The 24971-nt window shown below is 53.2% G+C and carries 19 protein-coding genes; 16 read left to right on the top strand and 3 right to left on the bottom strand.

Features of this window, described 5'->3' with window-relative positions; translation table 11 throughout:
* The 12 genes from ACN0YD_RS08735 to ACN0YD_RS08680 all read left to right on the top strand — a co-directional run.
* The coding region (locus ACN0YD_RS08735) for an AMP-binding enzyme (protein WP_417318813.1) at positions 1–303 on the top strand (303 nt) is incomplete at its 5' end.
* A 19-nt stretch (positions 304–322) separates the two neighbouring features.
* Positions 323–1309: a thiamine pyrophosphate-dependent dehydrogenase E1 component subunit alpha gene (locus tag ACN0YD_RS08730; protein ID WP_417318811.1), complete on the top strand. Its 987-nt coding sequence runs from the start codon at positions 323–325 to the stop codon at positions 1307–1309.
* Between the two features lie 8 nt (positions 1310–1317).
* The gene (locus ACN0YD_RS08725; RefSeq protein WP_417318809.1) at positions 1318–2337 is read left to right on the top strand and encodes an alpha-ketoacid dehydrogenase subunit beta; all 1020 of its coding nucleotides are present in this window, start codon (positions 1318–1320) and stop codon (positions 2335–2337) included.
* Positions 2338–2355: 18 nt separating this feature from the next.
* Entirely contained in the window at positions 2356–2586 is a 231-nt protein-coding gene (locus ACN0YD_RS08720) for a lipoyl domain-containing protein (protein WP_417318807.1), read from the top strand.
* 1 nt (position 2587) lies between these two features.
* On the top strand, positions 2588–3271 hold the full coding sequence (locus ACN0YD_RS08715) for a 2-oxo acid dehydrogenase subunit E2 (RefSeq protein ID WP_417318805.1): 684 nt from the start codon (positions 2588–2590) through the stop codon (positions 3269–3271).
* Between the two features lie 387 nt (positions 3272–3658).
* Entirely contained in the window at positions 3659–3877 is a 219-nt protein-coding gene (locus tag ACN0YD_RS08710) for a hypothetical protein (RefSeq protein ID WP_417318803.1), read from the top strand.
* Entirely contained in the window at positions 3844–6495 is a 2652-nt protein-coding gene (locus ACN0YD_RS08705; RefSeq protein WP_417318801.1) for a LuxR C-terminal-related transcriptional regulator, read from the top strand. Before ACN0YD_RS08710 ends, ACN0YD_RS08705 begins: the two co-directional genes overlap by 34 nt.
* A gap of 234 nt (positions 6496–6729) precedes the next feature.
* Positions 6730–8307 carry a hydantoinase/oxoprolinase family protein gene (locus ACN0YD_RS08700; protein ID WP_417318799.1) on the top strand — a complete coding sequence of 526 codons (1578 nt, stop codon included), beginning with the start codon at positions 6730–6732 and terminating at the stop codon, positions 8305–8307.
* 14 nt (positions 8308–8321) lie between these two features.
* Entirely contained in the window at positions 8322–9416 is a 1095-nt protein-coding gene (locus tag ACN0YD_RS08695; protein WP_417318797.1) for a DUF917 domain-containing protein, read from the top strand.
* A 25-nt stretch (positions 9417–9441) separates the two neighbouring features.
* Positions 9442–10194 (top strand): creatininase family protein, encoded by a 753-nt coding sequence (locus tag ACN0YD_RS08690; protein ID WP_417318795.1) that lies wholly within the window; start codon positions 9442–9444, stop codon positions 10192–10194.
* Between the two features lie 136 nt (positions 10195–10330).
* Complete coding sequence (locus ACN0YD_RS08685; protein WP_417318793.1) at positions 10331–12556, top strand: TonB-dependent receptor; 2226 nt, start codon at positions 10331–10333, stop codon at positions 12554–12556.
* A gap of 35 nt (positions 12557–12591) precedes the next feature.
* Complete coding sequence (locus tag ACN0YD_RS08680) at positions 12592–14925, top strand: 1-deoxy-D-xylulose-5-phosphate synthase N-terminal domain-containing protein (protein WP_417318791.1); 2334 nt, start codon at positions 12592–12594, stop codon at positions 14923–14925.
* Positions 14926–15192: 267 nt separating this feature from the next.
* On the opposite strand, the gene ACN0YD_RS08675 is transcribed toward ACN0YD_RS08680, so the two are convergent.
* Positions 15193–15465 (bottom strand): zincin-like metallopeptidase domain-containing protein, encoded by a 273-nt coding sequence (locus ACN0YD_RS08675; protein WP_417318883.1) that lies wholly within the window; start codon positions 15463–15465, stop codon positions 15193–15195.
* Positions 15466–15649: 184 nt separating this feature from the next.
* On the opposite strand from ACN0YD_RS08675, the gene ACN0YD_RS08670 reads away from it, so the two are divergent.
* Genes ACN0YD_RS08670 through ACN0YD_RS08660 form a run of 3 tightly spaced genes read left to right on the top strand, consistent with a single transcriptional unit; the run spans position 15650 to position 20172 of the window.
* A complete protein-coding gene (locus ACN0YD_RS08670) occupies positions 15650–17920 on the top strand; it encodes a TonB-dependent receptor (RefSeq protein WP_417318789.1) in 2271 nt (756 codons plus the stop codon).
* 53 nt (positions 17921–17973) lie between these two features.
* Positions 17974–18906 (top strand): alpha/beta hydrolase, encoded by a 933-nt coding sequence (locus tag ACN0YD_RS08665; protein WP_417318787.1) that lies wholly within the window; start codon positions 17974–17976, stop codon positions 18904–18906.
* Between the two features lie 42 nt (positions 18907–18948).
* On the top strand, positions 18949–20172 hold the full coding sequence (locus ACN0YD_RS08660; RefSeq protein ID WP_417318785.1) for a serine hydrolase domain-containing protein: 1224 nt from the start codon (positions 18949–18951) through the stop codon (positions 20170–20172).
* Positions 20173–20193: 21 nt separating this feature from the next.
* Here ACN0YD_RS08660 and ACN0YD_RS08655 read toward each other — a convergent pair whose 3' ends face one another.
* Complete coding sequence (locus tag ACN0YD_RS08655; protein WP_417318783.1) at positions 20194–22104, bottom strand: acyl-CoA synthetase; 1911 nt, start codon at positions 22102–22104, stop codon at positions 20194–20196.
* A 316-nt stretch (positions 22105–22420) separates the two neighbouring features.
* Here ACN0YD_RS08655 and ACN0YD_RS08650 point away from each other — a divergent pair, with 316 nt between their 5' ends.
* Entirely contained in the window at positions 22421–23410 is a 990-nt protein-coding gene (locus tag ACN0YD_RS08650; protein WP_417318781.1) for a LacI family DNA-binding transcriptional regulator, read from the top strand.
* 554 nt (positions 23411–23964) lie between these two features.
* On the opposite strand, the gene ACN0YD_RS08645 is transcribed toward ACN0YD_RS08650, so the two are convergent.
* A complete protein-coding gene (locus ACN0YD_RS08645; protein ID WP_417318779.1) occupies positions 23965–24702 on the bottom strand; it encodes a FadR/GntR family transcriptional regulator in 738 nt (245 codons plus the stop codon).
* Between the last annotated feature and the right edge of the window lie 269 nt (positions 24703–24971).

Raw genomic sequence — 24971 nt, 5'->3', positions numbered from 1 at the left:
GACGCCATCAAGGGGGCGCTGCCGGTGGCCTTTGTGGTGCTGTTTGCCGATGCGGAAGGTGAGGCGGAAGAGATCGCCAAAGAGCTGATCGCCAGTGTGCGGCACGAGATCGGCCCGGTGGCGGCGCTCAAACATGTGATTGCGGTGAAGCGCCTGCCCAAGACCCGGTCGGGCAAGATATTGCGCGGCACCATGCGTTCCATGGCCAACGGCGAGGACTTCACCCCGCCCGCCACCATCGACGATCCCGCCATCCTCGACGAAATCAAACACTATCTCAAACATGAGGGCTACCCGCAGTAGCAGAAAATTGGAGGCAGCAATGAAACCAGACGCTGACACGCAAAAATGGATGTATGAGACCATGGTCAAGAGCCGGCGGTTCGAGGAAATGACCGCGGCCGTATACCTGGAGGGCAAGCAGCCCTTGTTTAACATGGCCAATGGGCCGATTCCGGGGGAAATGCATCTTTCCAATGGGCAGGAGCCGGTGGCAGTTGGGGTCTGCGCCCATCTTGAAGACCGGGATGCAGTTACGGCGACCCACCGGCCCCACCATATCGCCATCGCCAAGGGCGTGAACTTCCAAGCCATGACCGACGAGATCTTCGGTAAGAAGTCGGGCCTGTCCGGCGGGCGTGGTGGCCATATGCATCTGTTTGACACAAAGGTCAATTTTGTCTGCAGCGGCATTATCGCCGAAGGCATGGGTCCGGCAGTCGGGGCGGCGCTGGCCCGCCATATGCGGGGCGAGGAAGGTATCGCCGTGGCCTTTATCGGCGAAGGGGCCGCCAATCAGGGCGCCTTTCATGAAGCCATGAACCTGGCCGCGGTCTGGGAGCTGCCCTTTGTCTGCATTATCGAGGACAACAGCTGGGGCATTTCCGTGGCCAAGGAGCAGGCGACGGCGGTTGCCCGCAATGACGTCCGGGCGGCGTCTTATGGCATTCCCGGCGAATATGTGGAAGGCAACGATCCGCTGAAAATTTATGAAGCGGCAGGCCGGGCTATTGCCCGGGCCCGGGCCGGGGAAGGGCCGAGCCTGATCGAGGTGGAAACCTACCGCCTGGCCGGGCACTTCATGGGTGATGCGGAAGGTTACCGGACCGCCGAGGAGAAAGAGCGCCTCAATGCCAATGATCCGATCCCGAAGATGCGCGCCCGCCTGATCACGGAAGGGATTCTGAGCGCCGAAGAGGCGGATGACATCGAAGCCACTATGTTGGCCGAGGTGGAAGCGGCCTTCGGAGCGGCCAATGCGGCGTCCTATCCGGCACCGGAAGAAGCCCTTGAAAAAGTTTTTGTGTGAGGTGTGACATGACCATTGAAAACAGGAAAAAACGGAAACTTACCATCGCCAAGGCCATGAGCGAAGCTTTGGCACAGGAAATGCGCCAGGATGAAAATGTCTTTGTCATGGGCGAGGATATCGGCGCCCTCGGCGGCGTCTTCGGCACCACCCAGGGCCTGCTGGATGAATTCGGCAAGACCCGCGTGCGCGACACCCCCATCTCTGAAACCGCCTTTATCGGTGCGGCTGTCGGCGCCGCCGCCATGGGTATGCGCCCGGTGGTGGAGCTGATGTTCGTGGATTTTTTCGGGGTCTGTATGGATGCGATCTATAACCTGGCCGCCAAGAACGCCTATTTCTCCGGCGGCCATCAGCCTGCACCCATGGTGCTGATGACCTCGGTTGGCGGCGGTTACAGTGATGCGGGCCAGCACAGCCAGTGCCTGTATGGCACCTTCGCCCATCTGCCGGGCATGAAAGTGGTGATCCCGTCCAATGCCTATGACGCCAAGGGCATGATGATCTCCGCCGTCCGGGACGACAACCCGGTGATCTTCATGTTCCACAAGAATTTACAGGGCATGGGCTGGCTCGGCACCGTCAAGGGCTCCATCGTTGATGTGCCTGAGGAAAGCTATAAGGTTCCCCTTGGTAAAGCCGAAGTTGTTCGGGAAGGGGCCGACATCACCCTGGTCGGGCTCGGCGCCACTGTGCATCAGGCGCTTGAGGCGGCGACTGAGCTGGAGAAGGACAATATCAGCGCCGAGGTGGTTGATCTTCGCTCCCTTGTACCGTTGGATCGGGAAACGGTTCTCAATTCCGTGCGTAAAACCGGGCGTCTGGTGGTGATTGATGATGATTACCAGAGCTACGGGGTGAGCGGCGAGATCATCACTACCGTCGTGGAGCAGGGGATCGATTTCCTCAAGGCTGCGCCAAAACGGGTCGCCTATCCGGATGTGCCCGTGCCCTTCAGCCGCCCGATGGAACAATATTGCCTGCCCAATGCGGAGAAAATCCGCACCGCGGCCCAAGCCTGTTTTTAGAAGAGTAGAGTGAGGAAAATGACGAAAATCAAGATTGCAGATGATCTGTGGGAAGAGGATGTGGAAGGTGTAATTACCGCCTGGCTGTTTGATGACGGCGACAGCGTCGAGGCCGGGGATGTGGTGGCGGAAGTGATGGTGGAGAAAATACAGCATGAGGTGGAGGCCACCGCTGCAGGAACTCTTGCCATCAAGGTGGCCGCAGAAGAGCCCGTCAACAAGGGCGATGTGATCGGGGAGCTTGCCTGAAATGATCGAAGACAAGATCGTCAGGCTTGCCGGCATGCGGGGTATGATTGCCGACAAGATGCAGGAAAGCCTGCAATCCTCGGCACAGCTTAGCTATCACTGTGACTGTGACGCCAGCAGTCTTGTCGCCGCCCGGGCAAAGCTCAAGCAAGCCGGAAGTCCTGTATCCATTGAGGACCTGCTGATCAAGGCGGTCAGCGACACCCTTGCTGTCATGCCGGAATTTAACGCTCGTATTGACGGCAGGGAACTGACAATGATTGGCGGCCATCATATCAGCGTGGCCATCTCCCTGCCGAACGGCTTGATGGCACCGACCATTTTCGATGTCCAGGACAAGAGCCTTGAGGACATCTGCGCCGCCCGCAAGGACCTGATTGAACGGGCGAGGGCCGGAAAACTGACGGTGCCGGAAATGACCGGTGGTAGTTTCACTGTCAGCAACCTGGGGCTCAGGCGTATCCATTATTTCACCCCGATCCTGAACAGGCCACAGGTCGCCATCCTTGGCATCGGCCAGGTTCAGCGAAAACCGGTGGTTCTGGAGAATGATGAACTTGCGATCCGGCCCATGATGGGGCTGTCCCTGACCACGGATCACAGGGGCATTGACGGTGACCCGTCAGGCGCGTTTTTGACCAACCTGGCCGGGATCATCGAAAAAAATGATAAACCCCGTGTTTGAATGGCATCCGGGTTATCTGTTTCAAAGGTGAAAAAACAATTCAAAAGTAATAAGGGCTGAAGAATTCGGGTAATGTGTGTTGAGTTGGCGCAAATGTTGCGCATTTTTCGTATTAAATGATCGTATATATTACATGTTGTGATGCCCCTCGGCCGCACCAATATTCCCAGATCTTTCTGAATTTTCCTTGTAATTCCCAATATCGGGATACTTTCTGCATAACAATGCATAATGCAGGGAGCTATTAATTGGTCAAGAAATACAAGCAGCTATTATCAGTGCGGTAGATCCCCTTTAATATGGATTCATCTTATGGTTATAGCACGATAACAGGGCAGTTTGACTTCGGCAGAGTAAGTTTATCCGGACGTTCCCGGTCATGCAAGAATGGCTCTTGTAAATTCCCTGACCCGCGCCATAATGAAACAAGCAGGAGATATCGGCCGCTTTTTCGATGAGAAAGGTGTCGTCTTTGACGAACTGGCCGGAGAAGCGGGCGGCATTCGCCCTGACGTCCGTAATGAGTCATTGGAATGTTGGACACGGGTAACCTACAGAAAAACGGCGGGGGAGTGGCACATCGGCAACCCTATGCCTATTTGCTGAATGAGGGGACCATCGAACGGCCGCGCCTGTTGTCCCTGTCCCCGGTGTATTCCCAGAAAAAAGTAACACTGTTGGAGGCGCCGCCGGGGTTCGGAAAATCCGTTCTGATGGCGCAGTGGGCGGAAGATGCCGGTTTCAAGGGATATGAGCTGTCTTGGTATAGGATTTCGGAAGAGGATAATTCCAGGCCGATTTTCTTTTCCAATCTTTTCAATTTGCTGAAATCATCGCTTCCGACGGACACTGGTATGAAAAATACCGGGGACAGCCTGGAGAAATTCCGGGAATTGTCTGCCAGGCTGCCTAGAAAACATATTATCTTTATCCATAATCTTGAGCATCTCAGGGACCGGAAGGTCATAACCGCCTTAAACAATATGGTCGACCATAGCGGCTTGTCGGTTTTCTTTGTCTTTGCGGGAAATGCGGGGAATATGCTCCCTGTTTCTTCCTACCGCGCCCATAATCAGCTTACCCATGTTGGCGCTGCAAGCCTTGCCTTTACGGCAGAAGAAACTGCCTCCCTTTTTACAGGAATGTTGGAAAACCAGGATCTGGATGTGTTGCTGGAGCGGACCGCGGGCTGGCCCGTGGCGCTGTGGTATCAAAAGTGCCGCTTTGAAGCAGGTGAGGACCAGATCCTGACGCCCCTTGAAACAGAGGGCATTCAGCTTTCGCCTGATCTGGAAGAGTTCATCGAGGAGCAGGTCATGATGGCATTGGACCCGTCCCTGGGCGATTTGCTGACCAGCCTCAGTATTTTTGTAAAGTTCACCATCAAGCAGGCGCGGTTTGTCTGTGACGGGAAGGACGTGGAAAGCGTCCTGATGAAACAACGGCTTTTTCCCCTGTTCGGCATGGCCGAAGATGTGCCGGACGGCTTCGGCTTCACCCCGTTGTTTCACCAGTTTCTGCGCAAAAGATTGCTGGCGCGGGATGCGGAAAGCCTGAGGTGCCTGCACAAAAGGGCAACAGACTGGTTTATCAGCCAGAATATGCCTTTGGACGCCCTGCGCCATGCTGCTCAGGCGGGCGATATGGCTCATATGCTGGATTTGTTCATTTCCTTCGGCGGGGTGGAAATCGGGCTCAGGGAAGGGGTCGAGGCGCTTGAAGATATTGTTTTCCTGTTTTCTGTCGAAATTGCGGAGAGCGAGCCCCAGTTGCTGTTTTCCAGAGTGCTGATCTATATGAAAGACGGCAAGTTTGCGATCGCTCGCAGTCTGCTTGAGCGGGCGGTTCAGCGAATAGCTTCCCGGGGGGAAGATCCTTCGCTTGAATATTATCAGTCTATCGTTGTCATGCTAATGGCGGTCTATGAAGACAAGCACGTCAGCCGCGAGGAAATCAACAGGTACGAAGAACAGTCCAGGCAGGCCATGCCCGGCCGGTTCTGGAGCCAGGGGTGGTTCAATAATCTGTTGTGTATGATGTATTATGCCGTTGGAGATATGGATAAGGCTCGGGAAGCGGCGACCATTTCCCTTGAGTTCTACAGTCTGGCCGATGCGGCCTATTCCCAGGTTTTTATGCATGTCCACCTGGCGCTTATCAACAATATCACCGGCGATCTTTTGCAAAGCAGCCGGGATCTGGCGCGTGCCCGGGAAATTTGCGAAAAGCAATTCGCAGCGGATGCGGGCCTCTCGGCCATTGTGACGGTTTTGCAGGCTGACCTTGATCTCGTCCTTGGAAAAGAAGGAGAGGCGAGGCAGAAGATTGTATCATCCCTGGAGCGCGTTGAAGAACATGAAGGCTGGGTAGAACTCTTTATTCGGGGGTATGTTACAGGCAGTCTGACGGAATTTATTGACGGATCGCCGGACCAGGCTCATGCCGTTCTCGACCGCGGCTGTGCCCTTGCCGTCCGGCGAAAGCTTCCCCGTCTGGAGCGGATACTGGAAATCCAGAAGCTGGACCTTCTGACTTTGTCCGGTGATCTGGAGAAGGCCCGTCTGCTCATGACACGTCTCTCTCTTGAACATCCACCGAAGGTCAGGGCGCTTGTCGAGGAGGCCTCCTTCCAGGAGGCTTACCGGACGGTTCTGGCCTGGTCCCGTTACTCAATCAGAGAGGGACGGCAGGATGAGGCGCTGAAACTCCTGGACGAGGTGAGCGGGATTCAGGATCGGGAGAAACATTTCAGTTTTTACCTCAAGTCGGCAGTTTTGAAAATCCTGGCCCTGGACGGTCTCGGGCGGAAGGAGGAAGCAGATGACCTGTTTCGGAAACTTGCCTCAGGCGCTGACAGTCGCGCTTATGTGCACTATTTTACAGGCGAGGGCAAAAGCTTCCGTAGTTTTGTCGGTAACCATATCAAACGTGTCACACTGTCACAATTGCCCCCGGAAGTCGTTTCCTTCATCGGCACCCTGATGGCGGACGGCAATGAGGCGAGTTCCATGTCCGACCCGGCAAATATTCTGACGCCAAAGGAATATGAAGTTCTGCAGAATCTGAGCGCCGGGCATTCCAACAAGGTCATTGCCCTGACCATGGACCTGTCCGAGACAACGGTCAAATTCCATATGCGCAATATCTTCTCTAAACTGGGCGTTCAGAACCGCATGATGGCGGTCGAAGTGGCCCGCGCCAAGAACATCCTCACTTCTCCTTAAGCTTGCAGCCTTCAGATGCTTCTGATGAAAGGCAACCTGTCCGAAAGGAGGGGAAGGACGGGAAACACCCTGGATTTTCCCCCTCCGGAAAAGTCATTCTCCCCCTCCCAATGAGCATTGGGATTCTTCCGGATTACAAATTACCGTTTTCTTACAGTCTTTTTCTGCCGGCGGCATGGCTGCTGGCGGGAACGGCAACAGGACAATCTGAAGAAGAAAGAACCGGGATCAGGAATGGCAAAACAGAAAAAAATCAGAATTGGCATCGATGTTGGGGGAACCAACACGGATGCCATATTGATGGACGGATCGAAAGTATGTGTCTCCATCAAGGTGCCCACAAGCGGCGATATCGGATCCGGGGTCGCCGCTGCCGCCCGGGCGGTTATGGAAAAAGCCGATGTGAAGGCGGAAGATATCGGTGAGGTGATGATCGGGACGACCCAGTTCACAAACGCCTTCATCGAGCGGAAGCAACTGGTGGAAGTGGCGGTTATCCGTATTGCTCTGCCGGCCACTACAAGCATTTTGCCCTACACTGACTGGCCGGTCGATCTGCGGGAAGTTGTGGGAGATAATATCTTCCTGGTGCATGGCGGGAACGAGTTTGACGGTCGTGAAATCACGGCACTGAGGGAAGAGGAAATCGTCGCGGTCGCCCGTCAGATCAGGCAGCGCAATATTTCCGCAGTGGCTATTTCAAGCCTGTTCTCGGCAATCGATGTGTCCATGGAAGAGAAGGCCGCTGAAATTCTGAGACGCGAATGTCCCGATGTGAAGATCACCCTGTCCAATGAAATCGGCAGGCTTGGTCTTATCGAACGCGAAAATGCGACGATCATGAACGCTTCCCTATCCAGTTTTGTAGAGACGGTCGTCGGTGGGTTCCGCGCCGCGCTGGAAGAGCTGAAAATTGATGCACCGCTGTTTGTCAGCCAGAACGACGGCACCCTGATGAGTGAAGACTATGTCGGCAGATATCCTGTCCTGACGTTTGCTTCCGGTCCTACAAACAGCATGCGGGGGGCCGCCAACCTAACCGCAAAGGAAGAGGCGATTGTGGTAGACATCGGCGGAACGACCACCGATATCGGCGTGCTGACCAATGGTTTTCCGCGAGAATCCTCCATACCGGTCGATATTGGTGGTGTGAGAACAAACTTTAGGATGCCCGACATTCTTTCGATTGGCCTTGGCGGCGGCAGCATTGTCCGGCAACTGGAAGATGGTGAAATCCGGATTGGACCGGACTCGGTTGGATACCGGCTGACGGAGGAAGCCATGATCTTTGGCGGTGAAACATTGACCGTAACCGATGTGATTGTGGCGGCTGGTCATGCGAAGCTCGGAGACCTCAGCCGGGTAGCACATCTCGATAAGGAATTTGTCACTCGGGTAGAAGACAGAATCCACGCCATGATCGAGACGGCGGTAGACCGCATGAAGACCAGCAAGGACGATACGCCGGTGATCCTGGTTGGTGGCGGCAGCATCATTGTCTCTCGCAATCTCAAAGGCACTTCCGAATTGCTTATTCCGGAAAACTTCGGTGTGGCAAATGCCATCGGCGCAGCCATTGCCCAGGTCGGCGGCGAGGTTGACCGGATTTATTCCTATTCGGAACTTGGGCGGGACAAGGCTATGGAAGAGGCCAGAAACGAAGCGATGGAAAACTGTCTTAATGCCGGGGCAAACCCGGAAAGCCTGAAAATTGTCGATATTGAGGAACTTCCCCTGAGTTACCTGCCTGGCGGGGCTGTCAGGCTGCGCGTCAAAGTCGTCGGCGAATTACTTGAAACTACATCGGCTTGATTGGAAGAACTGATATGCAGATTGATCATACAAATTTGGAAGATTTTATCAGAGGATCCGCGTTCCTGGGAACCGGCGGTGGTGGAGACCCCTATGCGGGGCGCCTGATGTTGAAACAGGTTCTGGACGAGGGCAAGACGGTGACCATTGTTGATCCGCAGGACTTTGATGATACGAAGACAGCCATCAATATTCTGACCATGGGCGCGCCGACAGTCATCAACGAAAAGATCCCGAGTGGTCCGGCCAATGTAGCGGCCTTACGCCAGGCGGAACAATATCTTGGCTACAAAGTGGATGCGGTCATGCCGGTTGAAGCGGGGGGCATCAATGCCTCCATTCCGCTGGTTGTTGGCGCTCTGACCGGACTGCCGGTAATCGATGCTGACGGGATGGGGCGCGCCTTTCCAGAATTACAGATGACCACCTATAATGTAGCCGGCCTGTCCAGCAACCCCAATGTGATTGCCGATGACAAGAACAGTGTGGTGACCATTTCCACCGTCGAAAATATTGACGCTGAAAGATATTGTCGGGAAATCTGTGTACGTATGGGCGGGATCGGACAGATGGCCTGTTACCCCCTGACGGGAAGGCAGATCAAGGACCATGGTGTGCTCAATACCATCACCCTGGCGGTGGATATCGGACAGGCTATTCGCGAAGCCCGTGAAGCGCATACAAATGTTGTCGAGGCACTGATCGCCTTCCTGCAGTCTGACAAGATAGGCCGGTTCGCCCGGGTTCTTTTTGATGGAAAGGTCACAGACTTGCTGCGCGAGACAAAAGGCGGATTTTCCGTCGGTCGAGTAATCCTGGATGATCTGGGGACCGGTTCTTCAAAGCTCGAAGTGGTTTTCCAGAATGAATATCTCATTGCCTACAAGGACAGCGAAGCTGTCGCGATGGTGCCCGATCTGATCTGCATCGTTGACCGGGAAACCGGCGAACCCATCACCACCGAAAATCTGAAATACGGTCAGCGGGTCAAGGTTATCGGTACCAGTGTGCCGGACGTCATGAGGACACCGGAAGCGCTTGGGATCTTTGGTCCAGCCGGTTTTGATCTGGACGAGGATTATCTGCCCATTGAGCTGCTGGGCCAGTGAAAGAAATTCAAAGGAAGGTAAGGATATGAAACTGGCATTGGCGACATGGGTTGAGGTTGAGGACTACCTCAAGGACAATGATGGGATAATCGTTCCCATAGGTTCGACGGAACAGCATGGTCCGACAGGATTGATCGGAACCGACTTTATTATCGCACAAGGAATAGCCGAGGCCTGCGCGGAACAGCTCGGATGCTATGTAGCACCGCCGCTGGCGGTCGGTATGGCACAGCATCATATGGCGTTTCCGGGTTCCATGACGTTGCATCCGGCGACCTATATCCAGGTGCTGGTCGACTGGATCACTTCGCTTTCCAAACACGGATTTCGCCGCATTTATTTTATCAACGGGCATGGCGGCAATATTGCCCCGACACTGACCGCTTTTAACGAGTTTTACGCTGGTGTCAGTCTTAAGCCGGAAACGGAGGAGTCTAAAACGCTGTGTGCGCTGGCGAGCTGGTGGACAATGCCGAATACCGACGCCCTGATCAGGGATATTTTCGCAGAAAAGGATGGCGCGCATGCAACCGCTAGCGAAATCGCCATCACTCAGTATCTCTGTCCTGAAAGTATTAAACCTGCGGCCCCGGATCTGTTTGTTGCAGCGGCCGGAACACCGCTCGACATTCATAATGGCTATGACTATCGGCGGCGTTTCAAGGATGGCCGAATTGGGTCTGATGTGCGCGCAGCTAACCCTGAAGACGGGGGCAGGGTATTCAAGCAGGCAGTTAAGGACATTACGGAACACTGCACAAAGTTCTTTCAATCCTGAGGACAGGGGAGAAACCGGCGCTGATTTAGGGAGAAACAGCGGGGAAGGAACACTCCGGATCAAGAGAGTGGACGCAGTTCAGTAGCCATCGGGTAATCGATGGTGGATCTAGTTGATAAACAGGAGGAAATATAGAGTGACATACAACCGAAAAACAATATTGGCCGCAACGACAGCTTTGTCCGTTTTGAGCCCGCTTCATTCAGCCTATGCGGCCGAGGAAGAAAATTTGATTACCCTGGACGAGATCGTCGTCACATCTCAATACCGCGAGCAGCGGCTGCAGGAAGTGCCCGTGGCGGTGACGGCCTTTACGTCGGGTGATATCGCCAATGCCGGTATCGCCTCCACCCAGGACTTCATCGATATGACGCCAAACATGACATTGGATGACTCCTTCACCTACGGGAACACTTTTGTGGTGTTGAGGGGCGTGACGCAGATCAACAATGCAGACTCACCTGTCGCCATCGTTGTCGACGGCGTGCCGCAGAACAACCAGAAACAGTTCAAGATGGATCTGTTTGATATCGAGCGGATTGAGGTGCTCAAGGGTCCGCAGGGCGCCCTCTACGGCCGCAACGCCATCGGTGGGGCGATCAATATCGTCACCAAGCAGCCCACCAACGAGACGGAAGGCAAGGTAACTGCCGGTATTTCAAATGGTGTTGGCTTCAATCTGGATGGTGTCGTCAGCGGCCCGATCGTGGAGGACAAAGTATTGTTCAGGGTGGCGGGTTCTTACCGGCAGACTGATGGTCTGATCACCAATGACTATCTGGACCAGAAAGCGGACTTTGTCGATCACGACTATTCCTTTCGCGGCAAGCTGGACATTCGCGCCAGCGATAATCTGACCATCGATCTTCGCGCCTCATATAGGAAGTTTCAGGCCGGCTCCAGCTATGACGTGCCCGTTCGTCATAACGGCGATCCGACGATCCGGGACGGAAACGCCAATGATGTTTTCGATCCCAATGAAAATATCCTCGGGGTGACCAATGGCGAGACCGCAGAATTTACGGCCAAGATCGACCTGGAGACAGAGTATGGTGTCCTTACTTCTATCACAGGCTATACGGATCTCACGGAATATTATCGTTCGGATATCGATTTCTCCAACCAGGCTTTCGATCCGACATTTGGCGGCTTTTCAGGACTTCTCGGCTTTCTCGACAGTATCGGTGCATTCCCGACGCCTGCCGGCACCATAGGTATCGGCCAGGGGCAGGACCTGGACCTTGATTTGCTCAGTCAGGAAATCAGGTTTGTCTCTCCTGATGAAGACAGGTTCCGATATATAGTCGGCGGCTTTTTTATTCACACCAACCGTGACCTGCAGACGCGGCTGTTTGCCGATCAGACCGGGGAGCGCAGCCAGATTGACGATCCGAGCCTGGTATTTGTGAACAGCCAGGAAAGTAATTCAAATAACGCCTGGTCACTTTTCGGGCAGGCGGAGTACGATCTTACGGACAAATTGATGGCCCAGGTATCCTTGCGGTATGATGAAGACAGCAGGGAGCAGACGGATCCCGTCTCCGGTCTTGTTCGCGAAAGAACCTTCACGAGTGTCCAGCCAAAGGCAACGCTGACTTATCAATTTAATGAGGATAGTCTGGGATATGCCACTTACAGTACGGGTTTCCGGTCAGGCGGTTTCAACGCGCCTGTGGTGACGTTCCCCGTATTCGAGGATGAAACCCTGACCAACTATGAGCTGGGCGCCAAGACATCCTGGTTTGATAATCGTCTTGTGCTGAATGCGGCTGTCTTCTATTCCGATAGTGACGATTTCCAGTTTTTCTTCCTGGATCTTGCCACCGGTCAGCAGATCATCCAGAATCTGGAAGATGTGTCCATTTGGGGTCTCGATATTGATTTCCAGGCGGCTCTGACGGAAGACCTCAAGCTTTTCGGCGGGATCGGCTATACTGATTCAGAAATCAAGAAGGTGGGATCCGACGACTTGATTGCAGGCCTCACTTCTGCGGGGGTTGATATGTCTCTTGTGGTGGGTAGCCATACCCCGAAAACAACGGACTGGACCGTTAATGCGGGGCTGCAATATGATTTCACTGTAACAGATGCCATTGAAGGCATGCTGCGGTTTGACTATGAATATCGCGGCAAGAAATACTGGCAGATTGACAACCAGGATGTTCAGGACCCGATCCATATGATCAACCTTCGGGCAACCGCTACTGCGGACAACTGGTCGGTCTCGGCCTATGTGAAAAATCTGCTGAACGAGCGCTACTATACAGACTTTAACCCGGGAGAATTCCTTGGTCTTTCCATTGATGTCGGATATCCCGGCAGGCCGCGGGTTTATGGCGCTGAAGCAACTTTCCAATTCTAGAGAATAGTAAAATGATGACGCAAGCCAGAGAAGATATGAAATCACCCCTCCAGGAAACCGTTGATCTGGAAACGCTTAGGCTTCTTGAAAAGAAGGTGCTCTGGCTTGCCAGTTATATGATCCACCATGCCAACCATATCCGGCCATCGCGGGACAGCTTGAAAGTGGGGGGACATCAGGCCTCCAGCGCCTCCTGTGCGACCATACTGACTGCCCTTTATTTTCAGAGCATGCGTCCGGAAGACCGGATTGCGGTTAAGCCTCATGCTTCGCCGATCATGCATGCCATAATGTATCTGATGGGACGGCAGGAACTGGACAAACTGAAAAAATTCCGGGGATTTGGCGGCGTCCAGTCCTATCCTTCCATCACCAAGGATACCACGGATATTGACTATTCGACCGGCTCTGTCGGGATGGGCGTGGCGGCAACTCTTTTTGACACCATCGTCCAGGACTATATCAGCGATCACGGTTGGCGCGACAGTGAATCCCCGGGACGGATGATCGCCTTGGTGGGGGATGCGGAATTTGACGAAGGAAATATATTCGAAGCCCTGCTGGAAGGCTGGAAACATCATGCGCGCAATCTCTGGTGGGTGATTGATTATAACCGCCAGAGTCTGGACGGGGTTGTGGACGATGCCCTGTTTGAACGCATCAGCCGGGTATTTGACAGTTTGGGCTGGAAAGTTTCCGCGTTGAAATATGGTAAAAAGCTCATGGCGGCCCGTAATGGCCCGGCCGGAGAAGCCATCGTTGACTGGATTGATCGCTGCCCGAACCAGCTTTATTCGGCGCTGACCTATCAGGGCGGGGCGGACTGGCGCAGTCATCTAGAGCTGGACCTTGCCGGAACAAGCGGCCTGAAGGAATTCCTCGACAGCCACGATGATACAGCTCTGGCCGAGGTCATGACCAATCTTGGCGGACATGATCTGGAAAGCCTGACCGAAGCCTTCGACGAGGCGGGCAACAACGAACAGCCGCAATGTTTTATCGCTTATACAGTCAAAGGGCAGGGACTACCGCTTGCGGGTCACAAGGATAATCATGCGGGCATGATGAGCCCCACTCAGATGGAACAGTTTCAGAAGCAGCAGGGCGTTCCTGTCGGCGCGGAATGGGACAGGTTCGCCGGTATGGAGAAGGAAAAAGACCGGCTTGTTCATTTCATTGACAACTGCGCCTATCAGAAGCGTAAAAAGTCGTCAAAGAAATCGGGTTCGCTGGTTGTGCCGTCGATCACTGCTCCGGTGGGAGATAAATATTCCACCCAGGAAGCCTTTGGGAAAATCATGTTTGAACTGGGCAAGGAAAAGGGGGAATTTGCCGATCGTATTGTGACTACCAGTCCGGATGTGACGTCTTCTACCAACCTTGGTCCATGGGTCAACCGGCGGAAGCTCTATGCCCGGGAAGATATGGCCGATGTATTCAAGGACAAGCATATTCCCAGCACCCAGATCTGGCAGAAGGGACCCCATGGCCAGCATATTGAGTTGGGGATCGCGGAAAATAATCTCTTTTCCCTTCTGGGCCAATTGGGGCTATCCGCCCGAAATTTCGGGCAGCGCCTGATTCCGGTCGGTACACTTTATGATCCCTTTATCAATCGGGGACTCGATGCGCTTAATTATGCGACTTATCAGGATTCGCGCTTTATCATCGTCGGTACGCCTGCGGGAATTTCCCTGGGACCGGAAGGCGGCGCCCATCAGTCCATCGGCACACCACTGGTTGGCCTGACCCAGCCGAACCTGACCTCTGTCGAACCGGCATATGGGGATGAATTGGCGGTACTGATGGAATGGGCTTTTGATTATCTTCAGCAGGACGACGGTTCTTCGGTTTATTTTCGTCTATCTTCCCGCAAGATCGAACAGTTGCCCCGCACACTGAGCGAGGGTGACCGCGCTGACCTGGTTAAAGGCGGCTACTGGCTGAGACGGCCGACACCTGCGACCACCAGGGCTATTGTCTATGCCGGGGCGATTGCGCCGGAAGTGATGCGGGCGGTGCAGGAACTTCTGGCCGATAACAGGGATATTGCCGTTCTGGCGATTACCTCGTCAGACAGGCTCTATCGCGACTGGTCTGAGGCCAGGCGCCGAGGGGCGCTGGAGAAGAAACCCGGCACTTCTCATGTGGACGGGCTTTTATCCCAACTGGCCCGGGATGTGGAGATTGTTACCGTCTGTGATGCTCACCCGCTAAATCTTTCCTGGATCGGTTGTATTCGCGGTAATCCGGTCGTCCCGCTGGGGGTGGAAGGTTTCGGGCAATGCGGTGATCTTCCTGATCTATATGAATATTTCAGGCTGGACAGTGCCGCCATCGTCGCGGCGCATGGCAGGTTGGAGCGTTGAGTTCAAAGCAGCAAGACTGAAATCCAGAACAGAAAATTACTAAAGTGCGCACATGATGCGCACTTTATCGGATAACATATTTTAAGACAGGCATTTTCCGGCGCCTCTCGGCCGCACCAATATCTCTTCTTAGACTTTCTCAGATCTTTCTGAATGGCAGAAAACTTCGGTTCTCTGTGATTTATGCTCTTCCATTTTTCCCTCATTTTCTATCTTATCAAGAAAAAGCGCGCACTGGATGATGGGGGCGATGCCTTCAGAGAGGTGTTAGGAAAGCTGTGTTTGTCCAAAATATCTGCCTACTGCTCCAAGATCTGCAATGAGCTCCTCAAAGGGATATTGCTGATCTCCGAATTTCTCTCCTTTGTTATGGTTCAGTCGATGAACTGCACCGTTCCAATGGGTGAGTTCAAGCGGGATCGTGCTGAAATATCCCCCGATGGTGCTGCTGTACTCCGTCTCTGTGAAGAGGTCCCGGGGCGGAATAAAGATCCGATCCAGGGTGGGGGAGTAATAGGCGCTGTTTCCGCTATGGGAAATATGCTCAGATTAACGCGATCCCTAAAGTGTAGATAGAGGTACGGTCTCTCTACTTTTGTAGGGTAAGTCCACTTTAATTCTGAAGATATTTTACATTTTGTAAACATTTACAATAAGGTCTTGTGGGGAAAATTGGTTTATGATACGTTTTTGTAAATATTTACAAAAGTAATGGGAGGACGCAATGATGTCTAGTAAGTTTGGTATAAAGTTCATGTCCACTGTTTCGGTTTTGGCGGTTTTGGCGGTTTTGGCCTGGTCCCCGGTTGCCTATGCGCAGGAGGAGGCTGAGGCATCACGTGTGGATAACACCGCCCCGCAGCGCGCCGAAGTGCTCTTCGAGGAAATCATTGTTACGGCGACCCGGCGCAAAGAACGAATCCACGACGTGCCCGGCACGGTCAACGCGGTGAGCGCTGATTTGTTGAATGATATGAAGGCTAAGAATCTTGTCGACTTCGCAGCGTTTACACCGGGCGTGAGTTTTCAGGCGTCTTCGCCAGGCAGCAACAAGATAGTTATTCGTGGCGTTACTACTGGTGGTACCCAGTTGAACAGTGCGATCGGCCTTTATCTCGACGATGTCCCGATCGGATCGAGCACCCCTTTTGGTGCTGGGGCCATGGCGATCAATGTAGGTCTCTTCGATCTTCAGCGGGTGGAGGTGCTTAGTGGGCCGCAAGGTACGCTTTTTGGCGCCAATGCACTCGGCGGTACGATGAGATATATTACCGAAACACCAAGCCTCGAAGGGTTTTCTGGCCAGATCGCGGCTGATGGAAGTGCCACAGCCAACAGTGACGTTGGGGGAGAAGCCCGGCTAGCGCTGAATACACCGTTGGGCGACAAGGTGGCTTTGCGGGTTGTCGGCACGGTCCAGAATGATCCCGGGTTTGTTGATGATCCGAGCCATGACAGGGAAAACCTCGGGGACGTTCGCATGCTGCATGGGCGCGCGGCACTCCTGTTTGAAGCAACATCCGACATCAGTATTCAACTGAACGGTTTTGCAGAACGGATTAGAAGCAACGGTTATGCGGTGAGTATGCGTGATCTGACCACCCATCAGCCGACAGAAGGCGCTTACGACCAATCCTTCGCGTCGCTTCAGCCTTCCGAGACAGAGCTTTATCTGGGCAGTGGTGTGATCCACTGGGCCCTCGATTGGGCGGACCTGACCTCGATTACGGCCTATCAGAAAAACCGGCTTCAGGGCACGACTGACTTGGGGGAAGCTTACAGTGCAATTTTGGGTCCGCTTTTCGGCCCGGCTGGCGTTAACCCCTATGTTCTCTTGACTGACGCCACGACCAAGCGCTTTACTCAGGAGGTCCGGCTGGCCTCAGTGAGTGGCGGTGCGTTTGATTGGGTTGCCGGCGCCTTTTATTCTAACGAAAAAACTTTCCAGATTGCCGACATCAGAAACAATGCCGATGCTAATGGCTTGCTCTTTGGCCTTCCTATTGGCCGGTTTGATTTGCCCAGCACGGCTAAGGACTTCGCGCTCTTCGGAAATGCGACTGTCCACGTCAGTCAGGCGTTGGATATGACTGTCGGGGCGCGGCAGACCTGGAGCGATCAGGTTTTTTCCTCGAGCGGGATCGGTGCAGTTGTCAATCCGTTTGCGCCGACCACGGTGATCACGGCCCGCGGTACATCCAAAGAGTCTGTCCAGACCTATCTCTTCAACCTGCGCTATCGTCCAACAACTGAAACGATGGTCTACGCACGTGTTGCCAGTGGTTACCGGCCCGGCGGACCCAATCTCCAGACCGGCGGTAGCGGCAGTGGGAATGAGACCTTCTCCTCAGACAAACTCTGGAACTACGAAATTGGGTTGAAGCAGACCTTGACGGAGCGCGGCTTCGTCAATATCAGCGCCTATCACATCGACTGGACCAACATACAGCAGGTGCGTAACATCGGCGGCGTCAATCAGCTTGTTAATGGCGGTGATGCCAGAGTTAATGGCGCTGAAGTCTCCTTGTCCTACCGCATTATTCCCCGTCTGAATGTGCTGGCGACGGGCGCTTATACCGATGCCAAACTCACCACTGTGGCACCTGTCCTTGACGTACACTACACGGGTGCGCGATTGCCTCTTTCGCCTAAGTTCAGTTTTGCTCTGGCGGCGAGCTATAACTTTGATGTGAGCGATTCTATCGATGGCACGCTGAATCTCTCACTCAGGCATAATGGCAAGCGTAACGCTGGCTACGTCGGCAGTACTGCGGCAATCCTGTACGAACTTGACAGTTACACTATTGTCGATGCGATCTTGAGTATGCGCACGGACGATGGCTGGGAAATCAGCCCCTATATCAAGAATGTATTCAATGTTCGAGGCGAAGTTTCCGCAGTCACTGTAACCAACCAGTTTGTCCCCACAGCGGGCGTTCCGGTAACTCTCTCCAGGCCCAGAACTGTCGGCCTGGCCATTAGCAAACAATTCTGATTACACTTTCTCGCCAGGCTTGTGTGGAATATAGCGGACGTATGGATATCTTTATGAGTAAAAACACTATTCGACCGGATGTGCAGGTGCTACTGGACCTGTTATCCACCACGCCTCTGGCACGGCTTGGCGAACTGAGTGTGGAGGAAACGCGTGCGATTTCCAAGCAAATGCGGCCTCCGCTTCTGGAGCAAAGCCTGGTTAGCGTCCGGGATATCAGCTTTACGCATCCCGGCGGGGAAATCGGGCTGCGTTGTTATAATACGGAGGACAGAGGCGTGCCGACGCCACTGATCCTCTATTTTCACGGTGGGGGCTTTGTTCTGGGTGACCTCGATTCACATCATGAACTTTGCCTCACAATCGCGCATGATCTTGATCTTCCACTGGTCTCGGTCGATTATCGACTGGCTCCTGAAAATCCTTGGCCTGCGGCCCCTGACGATGCGGAAACGGCGGCGCGCTGGATCGCAACGAACGCCTCAAATGTACTTGGCCTCCGCTTGACCGGTCTGGTTCTCGCGGGCGACAGTGCTGGGGGGAATCTGGCTGCCGTTACGGCGCGCGCTTTGACTGACAAGCCTGTCGATACGCCGTTGATAGGGCAGTTCCTGATTTATCCCTGCGTTTCGGTTGTTGAGGAAACCCGTTCTAGGCAGGAGAACGCGGAGGGATATTACCTGACACGCAAGGTGCTGGACTGGTTCACGGCGCAGTATGATGCTCCCGCTGATGATCCACGGTTCAATCTGTTTGCCTTCGATCAGACCGGTATGCCGCCGACCTTGCTCGTTACGGCAGGCCTCGATCCGCTACGTGATGAAGGGCGGGCTTATGCAGCCCGCCTTATTGAGGCGGGCGTACCTGTTGTTTATCAGGAAGCTGTCGGTAACATACACGGGTGCTTCAGCATGGCGGCTGCGATACCGTCAACGAAAAGGGATGTGGATAGAGCGCTTGCGGCGCTGGATGTTCTTATTTCCTGACGCTGAAATGTATGGGAAAGACATGATTGATAGAGAGATGAGATGAAAAATGTGCTCGACTGTGTCGCGACTCCGCAGGGTGAGGTTAATCTATTTGGCCATATCGCGCCGGGCTTCGAACCCGTGCTTCATGCTTTTCGAGAAAATTTTACCAAGGGGGCGGAGCTCGGTGCCGCATGTTCGGCGTATGTCAACGGCGAGCGCGTCGTCGATATCTGGGGCGGTTGGCGTTGCTTGAATCATCAAAAACCTTGGGACGAGGATACAATGGTCGTTGTAATGTCTACGACCAAAGGGTTGACCGCACTCGCGATGGCACTGCTTCACGCTGACGGCCAATTGGATTTCGATCGCACGGTTGCTTCTTACTGGCCAGAGTTCGCTCAAGGGGGAAAGTCATCTGTAACTGTTCGACAATTATTAGCCCATCAGGCCGGCTTGGCCGCTGTTGATGTGCCGCTAACGCCGAAATCAATGGCGGATCGTCAGACCTTGGAAGATGTACTCGCAAAACAAGTGCCGCTTTGGGTGCCTGGCACCCGGCACGGATACCATGCGACAACCCTTGGCTTTTACCAGAACGCAATTATTCGCCGCGCCGATCAGCAAGGACGCACCGTTGGCGAACTTGTGCGTGACCGCCTGTCTGGTACACCACCCAATGATATGTATATCGGGCTACCGGATGCCATTCCCGACGCGCGCGTCGCTAAAATCGCTGTGGGGCCGGATTGGCGTGCGATGCGCCAGCTTCCCTTGCGCACCATCCTGTCAAGTTTGAATCCACGAAGTCTCTTTCACCGCGTCGCCGCCAACCCTAAACTCAAGAAGCTGTCCGACGTGTCAACACGACAATATCTAAAGCTTGAACTACCTTCCTTTGGTTGTGTGGCCACGGCTCGGGCCCTGGCGTTGACCTATTCTCTCTTCGCGGGGCGTAATCCAATACTCCAGGGGACGTCCGAGACTTTTTGTCAGCTTGAGGCATCGGCAATTCAACCTTCCAACGATGGCACTGACATCGTCCTTGGCATACCAACCGCCTATTCGCTCGGGTTCTCGAAACCGTCTCCCTTTTTTAATTTTGGAAGTGACGATCGCGCCTACGGCACCCCCGGAGCCGGAGGATCACAGGCTTTTGCTGATCCTGCGACACATTTGGGATTTGCCTACACGCCAAACAATCTGCGTTTAGGTGTACTCGACGATCAGCGTGCGCGCGTCCTGCGTGAGGCGACTTACCAGTGTATAGAGAAACTGTCATGACGTCGTGGTCGATGGCTTAATCTACATCATAGAGATCTGAAAGGGGAATGTGAAAAGCCGAAGCGCATCCCGAATGGGTTGTTCCTCATTGGCGCTCGCCAGGATCTGTATAGTGGCACCCCCGACACCATCTACCAGAAGGTCGATGGCAGAAAATGCGATTCCCTGATCCTCCAGTGTCTTGCGGGTTACCGCTACCGTTTCCATGTGGCGCAAGGTAGGCTTGTGGATTTTTCCAACGGAGGTCAGGGGAAGTGTTTCAAGGATGGTGACGGCCTTCGGAATGGCAGCCCGTTCGCCGATGATTTTGGATATAAAGGCCAGAAGATCCGCCTCGTTGACGGTGGCGCCGTCGCGGAGCTGGACATATGCCACGGGAAGTTCACCTAGCCTGCTATCCGGGCGTCCCACTGCTGCAGCGAGCGCAACTTCGGGATGGGCGTATAGGGCTTCCTCAATGACGGAGGGGTCGATGTTGTGGCCTCCGCGGATGATCAGATCTTTCGCACGGCCAGTCAGCCACAGATAGCCGTCCTTGTCGATTTTTCCGAGATCCCCGCTGTTTAGCCATTTTTGGCCGTCCCCGCGATTAATCCAGACATGCTCATTGTGGCTAGGCTCAAGATAACCCGAGAAGATGTTCGGACCCGCTATTGCCACAAGGCCGACTTCATCAATATCGGCATCTCGGATGTAACTGCCTTTCTCATCAAGTATTACTGTACGGATTTCCTGAGCGGGCAGGGGAAGGCCAACCGAGCCTGGGCGGTGTTCGCCATCAATAGGATTGAAAGAGGCAGCACAGGATGTTTCGGTCATACCATAAGCTTCGGAAATTGAAATTCGGCATGTTTGTTCGAAGCGGTGCAGCAATTCAGCTGACAGCGGTGAGGCTGCACAAATGGCAAACCGGAAAGATGAAAGATCAAAGTCAGTGCTGGGACACTCAAGCAGTGACGCCAGCAGAGTAGGTACCGCGCTAAAGGCCGTCACACCATGATGTTCAACAATTTCCCAGAATTGCTTGATGACTGCGCGCGTGCGATACCCTTGCGGCGTCCCAATCAAGACGGAAGCCCCCCTAAAAAAAGGCGCTAGCCCTGTGATCATCACCGCATTCACATGAAACAAAGGAAGTCCGCAAAACAGGACGGAATCCTTGTTCATCGCGGGACCGATCATGCGACGAACCATCCATGCGTTCGCTATCGTCTGACCATGTGTCCGCACCGCGATTTTGGGCAGTCCGGTTGTCCCGCCAGTACAGAAATAAGAAGACACATCATCGGGGGAGATTTTGCGCCCGCTTACAAGGCGCTCTTCCGGCGCATTGAAAAAGCATTCCGTAAAATCATGGACCTTGACGGAACTTTGCACTGCATCGAAGTGAGATTGCAATGATGCGCAATCTGAATGGGATTCGGACGATACCAATATGACGTCACTGACCGTTGGCACCTCGGTCAATGCGTCAAACATCTTCTCAACGAGCACTGGATCGTCTCCGAATGTAATAATCAATTTCGCTTGAGCCGTCGACAGTAAAGCCGAGATCGCTTTCGCCTCCAGAAACGGGTTGAGCGGCATTACCACGCCGGCTGCTTCCGCGCCCCATAGTGCCAGGTGTGTTTCCGGCAGGTTTGGCAACAATAGCGCCACAACATCGTCCTTACCTATGTCAAGGTGATGAAGCAGGTTAGCGGTACGGGTGACACCTTGAAAAAGCTCGCGATAATTTAACTTGCATGTCTGGTGATGCTCTTCGACCGTTTCAAAATACGAAATCGCAACACGCTCGGCATAGGCCTCAGCGGAACGACGCAAGAGATCATAGGTGCTTTCCGGCAGGTCGCAGGGAGGCCACTGCTGCCCAATGGCTTCTACATTAGCACGTGTGAGGACGGGCTCGGTTTCCTCAGACCCATATATCAAGGATGATTGGTCAGACTGCCTGTCTGCGCTGAATGAATTGTCCCTCAGGGTTTCTCTCCATACTATAGGTGTTGATATAAGGCTCAGAAGTTAATGAGTGAGAACTTCAGCAGCCGAAGGTTATGCTAAACGAACATATCATTTTTGTAAACGTTTACAAATTATGTTTTGAGATTGATCTTTTGCGTATACTGACAGTGAGTGGGGTGAGGATTTTTATTGTTGAATTCTCACGTATTATGGTGTCTAACTGTCACATGGTAGATCAATTGTGGGCGTCCGAATGAGAAGAAAGCGGAGTTCAAAGGCCAATTCGATGGACGTTGCTCGCCTCGCTGGAGTTTCAATAGCGGCCGTCAGTCGCACCTTTACGCCGGGCAGCAGCGTTTCTCCTAAAATGGCGGAAAGGGTTCGCAAGGCTGCGCGACAGTTGAGCTACGTCCCGAACAACCTGGCCAGCAGCCTGATTACGCAACGAACCAATATAGTTGCACTGATGCTGCCAAATTTCGTCAATCAAATATATTCTGCACTGTTGTCGGAGGCCAGCCTTCGCCTTGAGGAAATCGACAAGCAGTTGCTTCTCTTCACTCCGTTCAATGACAGCGATCTTGATCGTACCCTTCAAAGAATGCTGGAATATCAGGTGGATGCCATTGTTATCGCCGCCGCATCCATTTCGAGCCATATGGCAGCGCTTTGTCATGGCAGGGATGTACCTGTGGTTATGTTGGGCCGCCATATGCCAAACCTTCCGGTGCATAGCGTGCGAGGCAATGCCGAGGACGGCGGTACCAAGGCGGCGAAACTGCTTCTCAGTGGTGGTGGCAAACGGTTCGGTATCATTTCAGGGGATCAGACCTATATGACGATGGTGGAACGCCAACAGGCCATTTTACAATGTTTGCGCGTTACCAATGATATTGAGAATGTGGCTATTGTTGATGGCAAGTTGACCTATGAAGGGGGATATCAGGCGGCCCTTGAGATCATGAGGGGCGAAGACCGACCTGATTCACTTTTTTGTCTGACGGATATCATGGCTCTTGGGGCGATGGATGCGATCCGGCATAATTTAAATTTACGTATTCCCGAAGATGTGGCGGTGATCGGATTTGACGATATACCGGAGGCCGCGCACGAGAGCTATAACTTGACAACCGTTAGAACACCTGTCCGTCAGATGATCCATCATATGATGGATCTTATCTCTCTGGAAACCCCGCAGGATCCGCCTCAAACAATCTTGATCGACGCGGAACTGATCATACGTAGCTCGACACGCTCGGCCCATAACAACCCATAGAGGTCCAGGCTCTTCCGTTGCCTGCTGCTCAGCGCCAGCTTGACAGCCTCACGCTTGAAGTCTTCTGAATGTCTTGTTCGGACCATAAGTTCCTCCATAAAATATCAATAATTCTTTTGGAGGCCCTGGCCACTTTTAAAGACAAGTCCAATCCGGTCATCGGGTTATAGAAAGTATTTTTTGGCTCTTACCGGCACAAGGTAAGTCTGTCCCGGAGCTATCGTGTTTTCTCCCATTGGCGATAGCTCCTTTTTTAACCCGGGCTCTCTTACGTGCCGTGAAAAGGAAGCGTATGTTTTTATTTCAAACATACATGCAAAACCTATGAGTGGTGCAGATCAGGGAGGTTAAGAACAAAGAGTTCCCAAAGATTCCAGAGCCAAACGAAATCTCCAGTTTTCCGAGATAATAGCTTTGGAAAAACTCTGTAGCAGGGCAGGGTTATCTGGATAACACATCAAATTTGCACAAAAGCTGCGCACTTTTCTGTCTAACTTGCTGCAAAGTATGATACTTTCAGGGCTTTTCGGCCGCACTAATCCCTACAAAGCCCTTCAGTTTGAGCTTGCCAGTTTCTTATCCATTTTGATCTGCGCCTGTTTAATCAATTCAAGGACCTCATTGATCATCGCGACCATTAATTGCCTGGCTGTTTCCGGCTGTTTGTCCCGAATTGCCTGGTAAACAGCCTTATGGTCATTGATGCTGGCCAGTTCCACGCCCTTGAACTGGTTGGTCAGCCGGATGCTGTAGCGCAGGGCGGAATCTGTCAGATCATGAAGTTGCATGAAAAACCGGTTGTCACTGGCTTTCAGAACAGCGACATGAAAAGCAATGTCTGACTCTAACGGGTCGTCATCGCCGTGTTTTGCGTTCTCCATGCGATGTAAGGCGTTTTCGATGGCGGCGATATCTTCTGCCGAACCGGAGGAGGCCGCAAGAAAGGCGGCTTCCGGCTCGAAAGCCCGGCGGGTCTCGGAAAATTCCCTGATCAGTTGCAGTGAAAACTTCCGTTCCAGCAACCAGGACAGAACATCGGAGTCGAGAAGGTTCCAGTTATCTTCCTTTTCAATGGTGATGCCCTGCCGGGGACGGGAGCTCAGCATGCCCTTTGCTGTCAGCATTTTAATCGCTTCACGCAAAATGCTCCGGCTCACGCCAAATTGCTGACATAGTTGTGCTTCTGTAGGGAAGGGGGCGCCTGCGGAATATTCCCCTGCAACGATGGCGACGCCAAGGTCATGTGTAATATTCCAAGTCAGATTTCTGTTGTCGTTGCGCCGGCGCGTCATGCTCTGGACCTTATGTTCGGACTGATATTATCTCATAAAAAGTATTAATAGTACTTATTGCAAGTCAGAGGACTTCCCGCAACAAGTTTGTAAGAAAATACGATCTTTGATCCTGTTTTGTTGTTTTTTTCTAGATGCTTAAGTCTGAGGCACTGAAATATAAAAAGTGTATTATATAGAAATAACTCCTAAAAACATATAAATAATATAAATAAGGTGTTGAGGTGAGTTTTTTTTTCATCTATGGTCAGTATCGAAAATTAAGAGAG

It is taken from the genome of Emcibacter sp. (assembly GCF_048269205.1).
Classification (GTDB): Bacteria; Pseudomonadota; Alphaproteobacteria; order Sphingomonadales; family Emcibacteraceae; genus Emcibacter.
This window is presented reverse-complemented; position numbering and strand designations above follow the sequence as displayed.

Excerpts from the sequence above, each read along its gene's own strand:
- ACN0YD_RS08730 (WP_417318811.1), top strand. The coding sequence starts at position 323 with ATGAAACCAGACGCTGACACGCAAAAATGGATGTATGAGACCATGGTC.
- ACN0YD_RS08725 (WP_417318809.1), top strand. The coding sequence starts at position 1,318 with ATGACCATTGAAAACAGGAAAAAACGGAAACTTACCATCGCCAAGGCC.
- ACN0YD_RS08670 (WP_417318789.1), top strand. The coding sequence starts at position 15,650 with ATGATGTCTAGTAAGTTTGGTATAAAGTTCATGTCCACTGTTTCGGTT.
- ACN0YD_RS08700 (WP_417318799.1), top strand. The coding sequence starts at position 6,730 with ATGGCAAAACAGAAAAAAATCAGAATTGGCATCGATGTTGGGGGAACC.
- ACN0YD_RS08665 (WP_417318787.1), top strand. The coding sequence starts at position 17,974 with ATGAGTAAAAACACTATTCGACCGGATGTGCAGGTGCTACTGGACCTG.
- ACN0YD_RS08720 (WP_417318807.1), top strand. The coding sequence starts at position 2,356 with ATGACGAAAATCAAGATTGCAGATGATCTGTGGGAAGAGGATGTGGAA.
- ACN0YD_RS08660 (WP_417318785.1), top strand. The coding sequence starts at position 18,949 with ATGAAAAATGTGCTCGACTGTGTCGCGACTCCGCAGGGTGAGGTTAAT.
- ACN0YD_RS08695 (WP_417318797.1), top strand. The coding sequence starts at position 8,322 with ATGCAGATTGATCATACAAATTTGGAAGATTTTATCAGAGGATCCGCG.
- ACN0YD_RS08715 (WP_417318805.1), top strand. The coding sequence starts at position 2,588 with ATGATCGAAGACAAGATCGTCAGGCTTGCCGGCATGCGGGGTATGATT.
- ACN0YD_RS08645 (WP_417318779.1), bottom strand. The coding sequence starts at position 24,702 with ATGACGCGCCGGCGCAACGACAACAGAAATCTGACTTGGAATATTACA.
- ACN0YD_RS08710 (WP_417318803.1), top strand. The coding sequence starts at position 3,659 with ATGGCTCTTGTAAATTCCCTGACCCGCGCCATAATGAAACAAGCAGGA.
- ACN0YD_RS08680 (WP_417318791.1), top strand. The coding sequence starts at position 12,592 with ATGAAATCACCCCTCCAGGAAACCGTTGATCTGGAAACGCTTAGGCTT.
- ACN0YD_RS08690 (WP_417318795.1), top strand. The coding sequence starts at position 9,442 with ATGAAACTGGCATTGGCGACATGGGTTGAGGTTGAGGACTACCTCAAG.
- ACN0YD_RS08650 (WP_417318781.1), top strand. The coding sequence starts at position 22,421 with ATGGACGTTGCTCGCCTCGCTGGAGTTTCAATAGCGGCCGTCAGTCGC.